Here is a 13,332-nt window from a genome sequence, read left to right on the forward strand (position 1 = left end):
CAAGAAAGGACCTCACGTCACGATGGACGACGAAGCGGCGATCGCGCGGCGACGGTCGCGCGGGCGGCTCGCCGACGAGGTGTACGACACGCTGCTCGGACAGCTCATGTCGCTACGGATCGAGCCTGGCGCCCGCGTCACGATCGACGTCCTGGCGCGAGAGCTGGGGGTCTCGCAGACCCCGATCCGAGACGCCCTGAACCGCATGGAGGCCGAGGGCCTGGTCGTGCGCGTGCCCCATGCCGGCTACCGGATCCCCCCTCAGATCACCCGGCACCGGTTCGAGGACATGCTCGAGCTCCGCCTGCTCCTGGAGCCGGCGGCGGCGCGCAGATCCGCCGAGCGCGCATCCTCCGCACAGGTCGCCGGCCTGCGGCGAATGCTGGAGGAGATGGCGGAACTGGAGGGGGGCAGCGGGGCCGCGGCCTACGGCGCCTTCGGGCTGCGCGACGCGGCCTTCCACGACCTCGTCGCCCTCAGTGCGGAGAACGAGGTCATCCGCGAGGCGCTCGCCCGCCTGCACACGCACGTGCACCTGTTCCGGCTCGTCCACGACACCCAGGTCACCCACCTGGCCATGGCCGAACACGAGGACGTCCTGACCGCGATCGCCGCGCGCGACCCCGACGCCGCCGCCTACGCCATGCGCCGCCACATCCTGCGGTCGGGCGAGCGGTTCCGGCGTCTGTTCGACGAGGCGAAGGACGCGGACGGAATGACCGTAAAGGCTTGACGGGCGGCCCCCGCCGAGGAATGCTAACCCAACCGGATCGGATTGGATCCGATCCCCCTTACCTGCCCCAGATGCGAGGAGAAGTAGGTGCCCAGAGCGCTGCTTCTGGCCGGCGACGCCGCCGAGGAGCTCGACACCATGTATCCCTACTACCGAGTGCAGGAGGCCGGTTGGGACGTTGACGTCTCGTCACGGACGTTGCGTGACATTCAGCTTGTCATCCACGAGTTCGACCCCAACTGCGACGCCTACGTGGAGAAGGACGGCCGGAAACTGCCGGTGAACGTCCCCTGGTCCGAGGTCGACGTCGAGCTCTACGACGCCCTCATCATCCCCGGAGGCCGTGCCCCCGAGTGGATCCGGGTCGACCCCGACGTCCGCCGCATCACCGAGCACTTCTTCGCGCGTGACCTCCCCATCGCGCTGGTGTGCCACGGTGCGCAGGTGCCCGCGGTGTACGGCCTGCTGAAGGGCCGGAGGGTGGCGTGCTTCCCGCCCATCACCGGTGACATGGAGAACGCGGGCGCGACGGTCATCGATGCCCCCGACGTCGTCGACGGAAACCTTGTCTCCTGCCGCGGCTGGCCGGACATGCCGCAGTTCGGCCGGGCGATGATGGACCTCTTCGCGAAGTCCGTCAGCTCTCGGTGACGACGCTCCGGACCGTCACCGTCGGCGGCTCCGCCGTCCACGTGATGGACGGCGGCACCGGCCCCGCGGTGCTGATGCTGCACGGCTCCGGACCCGGCACGACCGGATCCGGCGCCTGGGCGGCGACCGCGCAGGCGCTGGGCGAGTCCTGGCGCCTGGTGGCTCCTGACCAGGCGGGATTCGGCCTCACCCCGATCCCGCCGGGCTCCAGGGGCGGTCTTCGGCTGTGGACGGAACAGGCCGCAGCACTGATGGACGCCCTCGGCGCCGAGCACTACGCCGTGGTGGGCCACTCGATGGGCGGCGCCGTGGCGCTGGCGCTGGCCGCCGCCCATCCCCGGCGGGTCACCCACGTCGTGGCGGTCTCGACGATGGGCGCCCCGGGGGCGCCGCTGTCCGCCGACCTCGACGCGATCTGGGCCGCCCCCGCCGGCCCGCTCGGCGCGCGCGACATGCTGAGCCGCCTCGTCCTCGACCAGGCGCTCGTGACCGAACCGGCCGTCGCCGCCCGCGCGGCCGCGATGGAAGCGGGGGCGGAGGCGTTCGCGTCGCTGTTCCCTCCGCCCCGGGCACGCTGGGCCGACGACCTCACCCTCTCGGCGGAGACGCTGGCGGGGATCCGCGCTCCCGTGCTGCTCGTCCACGGCGCCGACGACCGGGTCACCCCGCTCGAGACGTCGGCGCTGCCCCTGCTCGGACACCTGGCCGATGTCCGTCTGCACGTGTTCGGCCGCTGCGGGCACGTCCCGGCGATCGAGCACCCGCACGAGTTCAGGCGGCTCCTGTCGAGCTTCCTCGGGTGAACGTCAGGTGGGTGACGCCTGACGGCGTCGAGACCGCTTCGATCGTGTACGTCGCCTCCACCCCCTCCAGCCCGTCCCAGAGCCGGACCCCGCGCCCGAGCAGGATCGGGACCTGCACGACGTGCAGATGATCGACCAGTCCCGCGGCCACGAAGTCGCGAACGACCGTGGGTCCACCGCCGAGGCGCACGTCCAGCCCTTCGGCCGCCTTCCTGGCCTGGTCGAGCGCCTCGGCGGGTGAGGCGTCGAGGAAGTGGTAGGTGGTGCCGCCGTCCATCTCGATCGGCGGTCTCGGCCGGTGGGTGAGGACGAAGACGGGGGTCCGGAACGGCGGGGTCTCCCCCCACCAGCCCCGCCAGGCCGGGTCGTCCTGCCAGCCGGGCGGGCCGAACTTGCCGGCCCCCATGATCTCGGCGCCGATGCCGTCGCCGTTCCGCGCCGCGAACACGTGGTCGGCGCCCGCGGCGCCGTCGTCGTGCCAGAAGCGGGTGGCGAACATCCACTCGTGCAGCCGTTCTCCGGCGTGCCCGAACGGCGCGTCGAGGGACTGGACGTCGCCGGTGGCGAAACCGTCCAGAGAGATCGAGAGATTGTGTACGCGTAGCGCGGACATGTGCGGGCTCCTTTGGTCGGGCTCTCATCGATGAGTCGGAGCCGGTGGCCCGTTTTCTACACACCTCAGGGAGACTGTGGTGGCATGAGCCTCGACATCGCACGGATTCGCGCCCTTTATCCCGCCCTCTCCGACGGATACGCCTGGCTGGACGCCGCTACGGGCACCCAGGTGCCCCGGCCGGTGATCGACGCCATCGCCGCCGCCTACGTCGAGGGCATCGGCAACACCCACGGCGCGTTCGCGGCCAGCGGGCGGTCGGACGCGATCGTCGAGCGGGCGCGCCAGGCCGTGGCGGACCTGGTCGGCGGGGACGCGGGCGGCGTGGTGTTCGGGCCGAACATGACCACGTTGACCTACCGCTTCGCGTACGCCCTGGCGAAGACCTGGGGGCCGGACGACGAGATCGTGGTGTCCCGGCTCGACCACGACGCGAACGTGCGTCCCTGGGTCCAGGCCGCCGCGCGGGCCGGGGCCCGGATCCGGTGGGCGACCGTCGAGGTGCCGAGCGGGGAACTGCCCGCCGAGCAGTACGAGGAGCTCGTGACCGACCGGACGAAGCTCGTCGCGGTCACCGCCGCCAGCAACATCCTGGGCACCATGCCCGACGTCCGGCGGATCACCGCGCGGGCCCACGAGGCCGGCGCGCTGACCTACGTCGACGGCGTGCACGCCACCCCGCACACCCCGATCGACATGGCCGCCCTCGGCGCCGACTTCTACGCGACCAGCTCCTACAAGTGGTCCGGGCCGCACATCGGCGCCGTCATCGCCTCCCCTGAGCTGCTCGAACGGCTCTCCCCCGACAAACTGGCCTCCTCGCCGGCCGAGGTGCCCGACCGGTTCGAGACGGGCACCGCGTCCTTCGCCGACCTGGCGGGGGTGGCCGCCGCGGTCGACCACCTGGCCGGGCTCGACTCCGGCGCGACCGGCACCCGGCGGGAACGGGTGCTCGCCTCGATGGCGGCGGTCGAGGCCCACGAGCAGGCCGAGCTCGCCCACCTGCTCAAGGGGCTGTCGGCGCTGCCCGGCGTCGGCCTGGTCGGCTCGCCCCAGCGGCGGACGGCCACCGCGTTCTTCACCGTCGCCGGCCACACCCCCCGCCAGGTGGCCGAACATCTGGCCGCCCGCCAGGTCAACGTGTGGGACGGGCACTGCTACGCCTGGGAACTCACGCAGGCCTTCGGCATCCGCGACTCGGGATCCGGCGTGCGGGCCGGGCTCGTGCACTACAACGACAGGTCGGACGTGGATCGCCTCCTCAACGCCCTGGAAGATCTGACCGCCTGACGCCTTCTCCTGAGAGCGCTCTCGGGACTAGGGTCCAGAGCGCCTCGACGAGGGAGGGCGAGCAGCGTGAAGCCGACGATCGAAGACGTCGCACGGGCCGCGGGCGTGTCCCGTGCGACGGCGTCCCGGGTGATCAACAACGCCCCCGGCGCGTCCGAGCAGCTGCGGGCGCGGGTTCAGGCCGTGGTCGCGGAGCTGGGTTACCGGCCGGACGAGGCGGCCAGAGCCCTGGCCTCCGGCCGTCGGCGCGCGGTCGACCTCATCGCGGTGACCTACGGTCCCGGCATCGGCTGGCTGGGCACCCATCCCTACTTCAGCCGGGTGCTGGCGGGGATGATGCCCGTGCTCGAAGGCGTCGGGGCGCAGTTGCGGCTGCACGCCGTACCGGAAGAGAGAGCCGTGGAGGCGATCGACGAGATCGCCGCGAACGCCACCCTCGGGGCCGTGCTGGCCGACATCACGCCGGAGCTGGCGGCCCGGTTCTTCCGCCGGTGCCGCCGGGCCGTCTCGATGGTGCCCACCGACTCGTCGGTGCCCCGGATGGAGGCCGACAACGTCGGCGGTGCGTACGCCGCCGTCAAACGGCTGCATGAACTCGGCCGTCGGAAGATCGCGGCCGTACACGGACCTGCTTCGAACCCCTGCGCCATCGACCGGCGTACCGGATATCTGCGCGCGGTCCGGAGCCTCGGCCTGCCGGAGATCGGCGCCGAGGGCGGCTTCCACCGCGACGGCGGCTACGACGCCGCCGCCCACCTGCTCGAACGGCATCCCGACATCGACGCGATGTTCGTGGCCTGCGACCTGGCGGCGGCGGGGGCCGTCCAGGCGATCACCGCCGGAGGCAGGAAGGTCCCCGGCGACGTGAGCGTCATCGGGTTCGACGACAGCGTCGCCGCCGTCTGCGCGAACCCGCAGCTGACCACGATGCGCCTGCCCGTCGAGGAGATGGCGGCGGCCGCGGCCCGCCTCCTCCTGGAAGGCGACGTCACACCGGGATACCGGCAGCGCTTCCCGGTCGACCTCGTCAATCGCGCCAGCGCCTGAATCGCATGCCCGCCTCGACGCTTCACCTGACGGTGGCCTCGCCGCTCTACCGGGGCGCCACGATCGCCCTGTTCCTGTCCGGTCTCGGGTTCTCGGCGGCGGCGCCCCAGATCGCGTCGTTCCTGGTCGAGGACCTGGGCGCCTCGCTCACCGCGGCCGGCCTGTTCTACCTGACCAGCCTGACCGCACCGGTGGCCGGATACCTGGTCGGCGCCCGGTCCGACCGCACCGGCGGACGCCTCGGCCTGTTCCGGTTCTGCGCCGTCGCGGGGTTCGCGGGCTGGGCCGCCATCGCGTACTCGACGCAGTTGTGGATGCCCTACGTCATCAGCGCTCTGGTGCTCGCGTTCGCGGGCGCGGCCACCTCCCAGCTCTTCGCCGCCATCCACGACGAACTCGAAGCGCGCCCCGGCCCGAACAACGACGGCGTGGTCGCCGTCGTGCGGATGGCCCTGACCGGCGGCTGGGTGGTCGGTCCCGTCGCCGGGGCGTTTCTCGCCGCCCACACCTCCCTGCGCTTCCTGCTCCTGGCGACCGCCGTCTGCACCCTCGCGCAGATCCTCCCGCTCGGCGCGCTCAGGACCCCGCCCGCCGCGCGCTCGGCCGGGGCCTCGCCGCGCGGCCCCGGAGTGCGGGCGATGCTGCCCCTGCTCGCGTTCACCACTTTGTACGTGTTCGTGTACGCCGGAGAGCCGATCAAGTACGCCTACCTGCCCATCTACATGCGGGAACAGCTGGACTTCCCCGCCGGGCTCAGCGGCGCGATCATCGGGATCCAGCCCTTGGTCGAGATCGTCCTCATGCCCGTGGCCGTGCTGGTGGCCCGCAGGATCGGGATGATGCGGCTCATGGTGGTCGGCGCCGCCTTCGGAGTCGCCGCCAACGTGTGCTTCGCCCTGACCGGCACGGCGGCCGGGCTGTTCGCCGGGCAGATCCTCATGGGCGGCGTCTGGGGGATCTTCGCCGCACTCGGCATCATCGTCGCCCAGCGCCTTCTCCCCACGGCCGTCGCCACCGCCTCGGCCATCTTCCTGAGCTCCACCGCCCTGGCCTCGGCTCTGGGCGGAGCCGCCGGAGGCGTGGGAGCGGCCGTCGTCGGCCTGCCCCTGGTGTTCCTCGCCCCGGCGGCCCTCGGGCTCCTCGCCGTCCTCGGCCTGGCCGTCATGACCAGCCGGCGGCTCTAGTCGGAGGAGGTGTACGACACGAACGACGCCCGGTCGGCGGGTGTCACCCCGGTCCAGCACTTCGTCCGCACCGCGGCGGCACCGCCCGTGGTCGTCCACACCGACTGCAGGTTGCAGTGGTCGGGGTCGGCCCCGTACGCCGTCACCTGCACGTGGTCGATCGCGAGCCCGACCAGGGGGAAGGTGACCACGCGCAGGCCCGGACCGCCCGACCGCACCGTGTTGACGCCGCTCCACGAGTTGTAGCTGATCCCGCCCGCCGGCGCGTAGGGCCCGGGGTTGCCCGGCGCCTGGTCGAAGGTGTATCCGAGCCTCGTCGGCTGCAGCCACCGCCCGTTGACGTTGCGCTCCCGCTGGTAGGTCAGGCTCCAGCCGGAATGCATCGGAGTGTTCGCCGAGTCGAAGCACCGTACGAGGATCTGCTGGTTCGCCGTCCCGTTGACCGTCGAGGGGACCCAGGTCGCGACCTTGCACCTGGCCTGGGCCAGGTCGTTCTGCGCCGTCACCTGGATGCCGCCGACGAAGACGGTGGAGCCGAGACCGTTCAGGTCGACCCTGTAATGGCCCACGCCCAGAGTGGCGACGGTATTGGTGCCGGACGCGGAGTTGTACGAGGCGACGACCCCGGCGTTGTAGTGCACGTACCCGAACCCGCCGATCCCGACGAGGGGAGGCGTGCTCTCCGACCACGTCACCGTGAACGGCGTGGTGACCGGCGTGCCGCCGAACCTGTGACACCTGACCACGACGATCTGGTCGGGGCCGACCGGCATCCACGTGGCGACCTGGCAGATGTCGGGCCCGGTGGACACCGCCGTGGCGTGCGCGACACCACCGGGCCCCGCGACCTGCGGGAACCGGACGATCGTCTCGCCGGGCACGCCCGGAGTGACGCTGACCGTGAACCCGCCCGGCCAGCTTCCGTGCTGGTGGACGGGGCTGGGGACGCCGGAGGTGACGTCGACGTAGGCGTAGCCCCAATGGTTCGCGATGGCGGCCCGCGCGGGGGCCACGACGACCTGCACGAGCCCGACGGCGATCACGGCCGCCATCAGGATCCTTGATAATCGCGTCACGGTTGACCTTCCGACGTGAGGGTTGTCACGCCGTTCATAAACCGGGAACGCGTTGGTGAGAAGCGGTCAGGACGTGATCTCGCAGATGACGGCTCCTGCGGTCACCGTCGCGCCCGCTTCTGCCGACAGGCCGGTGACGGTGCCGGATTTGTGGGCGGTGAGGGGCTGTTCCATCTTCATGGCCTCCAGGACCACGACCGTGTCGCCCGCCGCGACGGGGTCGCCCTCGGCCACCAGGACCTTGACGATGGTGCCCTGCATCGGGCTGACCAGCGAGTCTCCCCCCACCGCTTTGGCCGCTCCCCCACCACGACGACGGGTCGCAGGGGCGGCCGTCCGTTTCGCGGTGCCCACGCCGAAACCTGCCGGGAGCACGACCTCCAGCCGCTGCCCCGCCACCTCGACCGTGATGCGCTCGCGTTCGCCAGGCTCGGCGGCAGAGGCGGCCGGGCCGTCGTAAGGAGGAATCGTGTTGTCGAACTCGGTCTCGATCCAGCGGGTGTGGACGGAGAACGGTGAGCCGGTGAAGGCGGGGTCCTCGACGACGGCGCGGTGGAAGGGCAGGACGGTCGGCATGCCGTCGACCTCGAACTCCGCAAGGGCGCGGCGGGCCCGCTGGAGGGCCTGGTCCCGGGTCGCGCCGGTGACGATCAGCTTGGCGACCAGCGAGTCGAAGGAGCCCGGGACGGTCTCGCCCTGTTCGTAACCGGAGTCCATACGGACGCCGGGGCCGGAGGGGGCGCGCCAGAGGGCGATGGTGCCGGGGGCGGGCAGGAAGCCGCGGCCGGCGTCTTCGGCGTTGACGCGGAACTCGATCGAGTGGCCCCGCGCGATCGGGTCGTCGTAGCCGAGGGGCTCGCCTTCGGCCAGGCGGAACATCTCGCGGACCAGGTCGATGCCGGTGACCTCCTCGGTGACCGGGTGTTCGACCTGGAGGCGGGTGTTGACCTCCAGGAACGACACGGTGCCGTCCTGGCCGATGAGGAACTCGCACGTCCCGGCGCCCAGGTAGCCCGCCTCGCGCAGGATCGCCTTGGAGCTCTCGCGGAGCAGCCGCTCCTGCTCCTCGGTGAGGAAGGGCGCGGGGGCCTCTTCGACGAGTTTCTGGTGGCGGCGCTGCAGGGAGCAGTCGCGGGTGGAGACCACGACGACGTCGCCGTGGGCGTCGGCCAGGCACTGGGTCTCGACGTGGCGGGGGCGGTCGAGGTAGCGCTCGACGAAGCACTCGCCCCGGCCGAACGCGGTCACCGCTTCGCGGACCGCCGATTCGTACAGGTCGGGGATCTCCTCCAGCGTGCGGGCCACTTTCAGGCCGCGGCCGCCGCCGCCGTACGCCGCCTTGATGGCGATCGGGAGGCCGTGTTCGGTGGCGAAGGCGACCACTTCGTCGGCGCCCTCGACGGGGTCGGGGGTTCCCGCGACCAGGGGGGCGCCGACCTTCTGGGCGATGTGGCGGGCCTGGACCTTGTCGCCCAGCGCGGTGATCGCGGCGGGTGGGGGGCCGATCCAGGTCAGGCCGGCGTCGATGACGGCCTGGGCGAAGGCGGCGTTCTCGGCCAGGAAGCCGTAGCCGGGGTGGACGGCGTCGGCGCCGGAGCGGGCGGCCACCTCGATGATCATCTCGATCGACAGGTAGCCGTCGATGGCGAAGGCCTCGTCGGCGGTGCGGGTGTGCAGGGCGTCGCGGTCCTGGTCGGCGTAGACCGCCACACTGGCGATCCCGGCGTCGCGGCAGGCGCGGAACACGCGCACGGCGATTTCGCCGCGGTTGGCGACCAGCACCTTGCGGATGGTGCTCACAGACGTCCTCCAAGACTGCCGCGCAGGGCGGATCGGCGCGCGGCCTCGCGCCAGGCCGACCGGACCGGCCCGGCCGGCGGCGTGGGGGTGGTGCGGGACACCGAGAGCAGGGCGACCACCAGCGCGGCCAACTCTTCGGGTGTGGGATCGCCCTTCACGACGTTCACAGCGGGATGTTCCCGTGCTTCTTGGGCGGGAGCGTCTCGCGTTTGCCGCGCAGGACGCGCAGCGCGCGGACGATCTCGCGCCGGGTGTCGCGCGGGGCGATGACCGCGTCGACGTAGCCGCGTTCGGCGGCCAGGTAGGGCGTGGCCAGGGTGTCCTCGTATTCGCGGACCAGTTTGGCGCGCAGTTCGTCGGGTTCCGCGGCCTCGGCCAGGGTCCGGCGGTGCAGGATGTTGACCGCGCCCTGGGCGCCCATGACGGCGATCTGGGCGGTGGGCCAGGCGAGGTTGACGTCGGCGCCGAGGTGCTTGGAGCCCATGACGTCGTAGGCGCCGCCGTAGGCCTTGCGCGTGATCACGGTGACCAGTGGCACGGTGGCCTCGGCGTAGGCGTACAGGAGCTTGGCCCCTCGCCGGATGATGCCGTTCCACTCCTGGTCGGTGCCCGGCAGGAAGCCGGGCACGTCGACCAGCGTCAGGACGGGGATGCCGAACGCGTCGCAGGTGCGGACGAACCGGGCGGCCTTCTCCGAGGCGTCGATGTCGAGCGTGCCGGCCATCCGCATGGGCTGGTTGGCGACCACGCCGACCGAGCGGCCGTCGACGCGGCCGAAGCCGACCACGATGTTGGGTGCGAAGAGCGCCTGGACCTCCAGGAACTCGCCGTCGTCGAGGAGGGCGGCGATGACGTCCTGCATGTCGTAGGGCTGGTTCGGGGAGTCGGGCAGGAGACGGTCGAGCGACTCGTCGGGGGCGCCGATCTCCGCCTCGTAGGCGGGAGGGTCGTCGACGTTGTTCTGCGGCAGGTAGGCCAGCAGGGCCCGGACGTAGTCGAGCGCGTCGTCCTCGTCGTCGGCCAGGTAGTGGGCGTTGCCGCTGCGGCTGTTGTGCACGCGGGCGCCGCCGAGTTCCTCGAAGGTGACGTCCTCGCCGGTGACGGTCTTGATGACGTCGGGTCCGGTGACGAACATGTGGGACTTCTCGTCGACCATGACGGTGAAGTCGGTCAGGGCCGGGGAGTAGACGTGGCCGCCCGCGCACGCGCCCATGATCAGCGAGATCTGCGGGATCACGCCCGACGCGTGGACGTTGCGGCGGAAGATCTCGCCGTACAGTCCCAGGGAGACGACGCCCTCCTGGATGCGCGCGCCGGCGCCCTCGTTGATGCCGACGATCGGGGCGCCGATCTTCACGGCCAGGTCCATGACCTTGCAGATCTTCTGGCCGTAGACCTCGCCCAGGCTGCCGCCGAGCACGGAGAAGTCCTGCGAGAACAGGCACACCGGACGGCCGCCGACCGTGCCGTGACCGGTGATCACGCCGTCGCCGGGGATGCGGTGCTCGCCCCGGCCGGTGGCCAGGGCGTCGAGTTCGGTGAAGGATCCGGGGTCGAGCAGGCGCTCGATGCGCTCACGGGCGGTGAGCCTGCCCTTGGCGTGCTGCTTGGCTGAGGCCCGTTTCTCGGCGAGGTGGACGGCTTCGTCCATGCGCTCCTCGAAACGGGACAGGTGGCCCGCGGTGCCGCGCGGCTCCATTGATCACCATCCTTCATGACACTGAGTTCCGCCGGAACGATACTCAGTCCTTTTGTCGGACACAACAAGGGGTCCGGGAGAATGGCCGTATGGCCACGCCCTCCATCAGTCACCGCCTCGCCGAAGCGGCGGTGTCCCTGTTCGACGAGAACGGGTACGACGAGACCACCGTCGACGACATCGCCGCCCGTGCGGGCGTGAGCCGCAGCACGTTCTTCCGCTACTACCGGTCGAAGGAAGACGCGATCTTCCCCGACCACGACAGCCTGCTCGCCGCGGTCGACGCCCGGCTGAGGGCCTCGGCCGCCGACACCGCGATCGCCGCCGTGACCGACGCCGTCCGCATCGTGCTCACGCACTACGTCGACGACGCCGAGGTGTCGCTGCGCCGCTACCGCCTCGTCGGAAAGGTCCCGGCGCTGCGCGCCCGCGAGATCGCCAGCGTCGCCCGCTACCAGCGGCTGTTCCGCGAGTTCATCGGCACCTGGCTGGCCGGTTCGCCCGACGCCGACCTGCGCGCGGAGCTCATGTCGGCCTCGGTCGTCGCGGCCCACAACCAGGTGCTGCGCGGGTGGCTGCGCGCGGGCGGCACCTATGACCCCTCGGACATCCTCGACCACGCCCTCCGCTATGTGATCGCCACTTTCCAATATGCCGAACAGCCGAAGAACGACCAGGTCGTGGTCGCGGCCTTTTCTCGTTCGGCCTCGCCCCAGGCGATTATGGAGGCCCTGCAGATCCATTTCGCGACCGAAGTCGAATAAAGCGCTCCTATTGAACGGTGCGCTTTACGGAAATGTCGGCCGTCCGCGAAAATCAATTCATGAGCACTCCATCGGTTGCGGTCGAAGCAAATGTTAGCTTTCCCGCATGAATGTCTCCACGGTGTCCACAGAAGTGGCGGATCCGCCTCAGTCCACGATCGCCCCGGTGCCCTGGCGAATGGTGCTGGGCATGGCCGGAACACTGGGCGTGATTCTGGTCGCCCTCAGCGCGCGCTACGGCTTTCACGGCGACGAGTTGTACTTCCTGGTCGCGGGACAGCACCTCGACTGGGGATATCCCGACCAGCCTCCGCTGGTCCCCTTGGTCATGCGGTTGATCACCGAGCTGTTCGGCCCCTCGATCGTCGCGGTGCGGGTCGTGGCGGCGGCGCTGGCCGTGGCCGGCGTGGTGGTCGCGGCGCTGACCGCCCGCGAGATGGGCGGCGAGCGTAAGGCGCAGCTGCTCACCGCCGGGGCGTACGCCGTCACGCCGTTCACGGTCGCCGACGGGCACAGCCTCTACACCTCCTCGGTCGACCTGTTCGTCACCACCGCCCTGGTGTGGGTCGTGGTCCGCTTCGTGCGCACCCGCGACCAGCGGCTGCTGCTCGCGGCGGGGGCGATCGCGGCCGTCGCGTTGCAGGTGAAGTACCTGGTGGTGGTCGTGCTGTTCGCGATCGTGGCCGGGGTCGTGATCAGCGGGCCGCGCGAGGTCTTCCGGCGGCCGCTCTTCTACGCGGGCGCCGCGATCGCGGTGGCGGCGGCCGTGCCGGGAATCCTCTGGCAGCAGCGTTACGGGTGGCCGCAGCTCGACATGGTCCGGACGATCGCGGCGGCGGAGGACTACGGCGGCCCGATCGGCTTCGTCATCAACGAGATCCTCATGACGGGGATCGTGCTGTCGGTGCTGCTGGTCTGGGGTGTGTGGGGGCTGCTGCGGGCGCCGGAGCTGCGGCCGTTCCGGTTCCTCGCGTGGGCGTTCCTGCTGCTGAACGTGTTCTTCATGGCCACCGGCGGCAAGCCCTACTACCTCGCCGGGCTGTGGGCGGCCATGTGGGCCGCCGGGGCGATCAGGGTCGAGCGGCGCCAGGGGCGCTCGCGCGGGCGATGGGTGACCTCCCGGCCGGTGTTCGTGGTCACCGCCCTCGTCTCCGCCGTCTTCGCGCTGCCGATCTACCCGGTCGACTCGCTGGCCCGCAGTCCGCAGCCGATCCTGAACCCCGACGCCGCCGAGACCGTCGGCTGGCCGCAGGTGGCCGACCAGGTCACCGGCGTCTACCAGGCGCTTCCCCCCGCCGACCGGACGAACGCGATCATCCTCGCCGCCGACTACTCGCTGGCCGGCGCCCTTGAGGTGTACGGCCGCCCGCAGGGCCTCCCCCGCGTCTACAGCTCCCACACCGGGTTCTGGTACTTCGGCAGCCCCGTCGCCGACGACGGCGTGACCGTCGCGGTCGGCTTCGCGAAGGCCGACGTCGACCGGATGTGGGCCGAGTGCACCCGTTCGGCCGTCCTCGACAACGGGGTCGGCGTGCTCAACCGCGCCCAGGGCAAAGAGGTGTGGACGTGCCGGGGGCAGCGTTTCCCCTGGACCGTGCTGTGGCCCCATCTCAAGTCGCCTGCCGACGCCTAGGACTCGTACCGACGAAAAAGCCGCCGTGGGCACCGGGCC

At 71.3% G+C, this 13,332-nt stretch carries 13 protein-coding genes; 8 read left to right on the plus strand and 5 right to left on the minus strand.

Going from position 1 to position 13,332, the window contains the following annotated elements; translation table 11 throughout:
- Positions 1 to 22 precede the first annotated feature (22 nt).
- From ACYQ78_RS09090 to ACYQ78_RS09100, 3 genes are all read left to right on the plus strand, one after another.
- Positions 23 to 733 (plus strand): GntR family transcriptional regulator, encoded by a 711-nt coding sequence (locus ACYQ78_RS09090; protein WP_459800292.1) that lies wholly within the window; start codon positions 23 to 25, stop codon positions 731 to 733.
- Between the two features lie 87 nt (positions 734 to 820).
- Complete coding sequence (locus ACYQ78_RS09095; RefSeq protein WP_459800293.1) at positions 821 to 1,384, plus strand: DJ-1/PfpI family protein; 564 nt, start codon at positions 821 to 823, stop codon at positions 1,382 to 1,384.
- Positions 1,381 to 2,187, plus strand: coding sequence for an alpha/beta fold hydrolase (locus ACYQ78_RS09100; RefSeq protein WP_459800294.1), 807 nt, complete (start codon positions 1,381 to 1,383; stop codon positions 2,185 to 2,187). The genes ACYQ78_RS09095 and ACYQ78_RS09100 overlap by 4 nt, the downstream gene beginning before the upstream one ends.
- Here the strand turns inward: ACYQ78_RS09100 and ACYQ78_RS09105 are convergent.
- Positions 2,156 to 2,800 carry a dihydrofolate reductase family protein gene (locus ACYQ78_RS09105; protein ID WP_459800295.1) on the minus strand — a complete coding sequence of 215 codons (645 nt, stop codon included), beginning with the start codon at positions 2,798 to 2,800 and terminating at the stop codon, positions 2,156 to 2,158. The two genes, ACYQ78_RS09100 and ACYQ78_RS09105, sit on opposite strands and share 32 nt — an antisense overlap.
- Positions 2,801 to 2,884: 84 nt before the next feature.
- Between ACYQ78_RS09105 and ACYQ78_RS09110 the strand changes: the two genes are divergently transcribed.
- The 3 genes from ACYQ78_RS09110 to ACYQ78_RS09120 all read left to right on the plus strand — a co-directional run bounded on the left by ACYQ78_RS09110 (position 2,885) and on the right by ACYQ78_RS09120 (position 6,321).
- Entirely contained in the window at positions 2,885 to 4,090 is a 1,206-nt protein-coding gene (locus ACYQ78_RS09110) for a cysteine desulfurase-like protein (protein ID WP_459800296.1), read from the plus strand.
- Between the two features lie 66 nt (positions 4,091 to 4,156).
- Positions 4,157 to 5,137, plus strand: a complete 981-nt coding sequence (locus ACYQ78_RS09115; RefSeq protein ID WP_459800297.1) for a LacI family DNA-binding transcriptional regulator — start codon at positions 4,157 to 4,159, stop codon at positions 5,135 to 5,137.
- 5 nt (positions 5,138 to 5,142) lie between these two features.
- Positions 5,143 to 6,321 carry an MFS transporter gene (locus ACYQ78_RS09120; RefSeq protein WP_459800298.1) on the plus strand — a complete coding sequence of 393 codons (1,179 nt, stop codon included), beginning with the start codon at positions 5,143 to 5,145 and terminating at the stop codon, positions 6,319 to 6,321.
- On the opposite strand, the gene ACYQ78_RS09125 is transcribed toward ACYQ78_RS09120, so the two are convergent.
- The 4 genes from ACYQ78_RS09125 to ACYQ78_RS09140 all read right to left on the minus strand — a co-directional run bounded on the left by ACYQ78_RS09125 (position 6,318) and on the right by ACYQ78_RS09140 (position 10,896).
- On the minus strand, positions 6,318 to 7,373 hold the full coding sequence (locus ACYQ78_RS09125) for a hypothetical protein (RefSeq protein ID WP_459800299.1): 1,056 nt from the start codon (positions 7,371 to 7,373) through the stop codon (positions 6,318 to 6,320). The genes ACYQ78_RS09120 and ACYQ78_RS09125 overlap by 4 nt on opposite strands.
- 90 nt (positions 7,374 to 7,463) lie before the next feature.
- A complete protein-coding gene (locus tag ACYQ78_RS09130) occupies positions 7,464 to 9,188 on the minus strand; it encodes an acetyl/propionyl/methylcrotonyl-CoA carboxylase subunit alpha (RefSeq protein WP_459800748.1) in 1,725 nt (574 codons plus the stop codon).
- 5 nt (positions 9,189 to 9,193) lie between these two features.
- On the minus strand, positions 9,194 to 9,364 hold the full coding sequence (locus ACYQ78_RS09135) for an acyl-CoA carboxylase subunit epsilon (RefSeq protein ID WP_459800300.1): 171 nt from the start codon (positions 9,362 to 9,364) through the stop codon (positions 9,194 to 9,196).
- Entirely contained in the window at positions 9,361 to 10,896 is a 1,536-nt protein-coding gene (locus tag ACYQ78_RS09140) for an acyl-CoA carboxylase subunit beta (RefSeq protein ID WP_459800301.1), read from the minus strand. Before ACYQ78_RS09140 ends, ACYQ78_RS09135 begins: the two co-directional genes overlap by 4 nt.
- Before the next feature lie 89 nt (positions 10,897 to 10,985).
- Here ACYQ78_RS09140 and ACYQ78_RS09145 point away from each other — a divergent pair, with 89 nt between their 5' ends.
- Together ACYQ78_RS09145 and ACYQ78_RS09150 are read left to right on the plus strand one after the other, a co-directional pair.
- Positions 10,986 to 11,660, plus strand: coding sequence for a TetR family transcriptional regulator (locus ACYQ78_RS09145; RefSeq protein WP_459800302.1), 675 nt, complete (start codon positions 10,986 to 10,988; stop codon positions 11,658 to 11,660).
- A gap of 166 nt (positions 11,661 to 11,826) precedes the next feature.
- Positions 11,827 to 13,293: a glycosyltransferase family 39 protein gene (locus ACYQ78_RS09150; RefSeq protein ID WP_459800303.1), complete on the plus strand. Its 1,467-nt coding sequence runs from the start codon at positions 11,827 to 11,829 to the stop codon at positions 13,291 to 13,293.
- Positions 13,294 to 13,332: the final 39 nt, after the last annotated feature.

The organism is Herbidospora sp. RD11066, assembly GCF_054661255.1.

Coding starts and splice junctions, on each gene's coding strand:
- ACYQ78_RS09090 (WP_459800292.1), top strand. CDS start 23: ATGGACGACGAAGCGGCGATCGCGCGGCGACGGTCGCGCGGGCGGCTC.
- ACYQ78_RS09145 (WP_459800302.1), top strand. CDS start 10,986: ATGGCCACGCCCTCCATCAGTCACCGCCTCGCCGAAGCGGCGGTGTCC.
- ACYQ78_RS09140 (WP_459800301.1), bottom strand. CDS start 10,896: ATGGAGCCGCGCGGCACCGCGGGCCACCTGTCCCGTTTCGAGGAGCGC.
- ACYQ78_RS09105 (WP_459800295.1), bottom strand. CDS start 2,800: ATGTCCGCGCTACGCGTACACAATCTCTCGATCTCTCTGGACGGTTTC.
- ACYQ78_RS09110 (WP_459800296.1), top strand. CDS start 2,885: ATGAGCCTCGACATCGCACGGATTCGCGCCCTTTATCCCGCCCTCTCC.
- ACYQ78_RS09120 (WP_459800298.1), top strand. CDS start 5,143: ATGCCCGCCTCGACGCTTCACCTGACGGTGGCCTCGCCGCTCTACCGG.
- ACYQ78_RS09125 (WP_459800299.1), bottom strand. CDS start 7,373: ATGGCGGCCGTGATCGCCGTCGGGCTCGTGCAGGTCGTCGTGGCCCCC.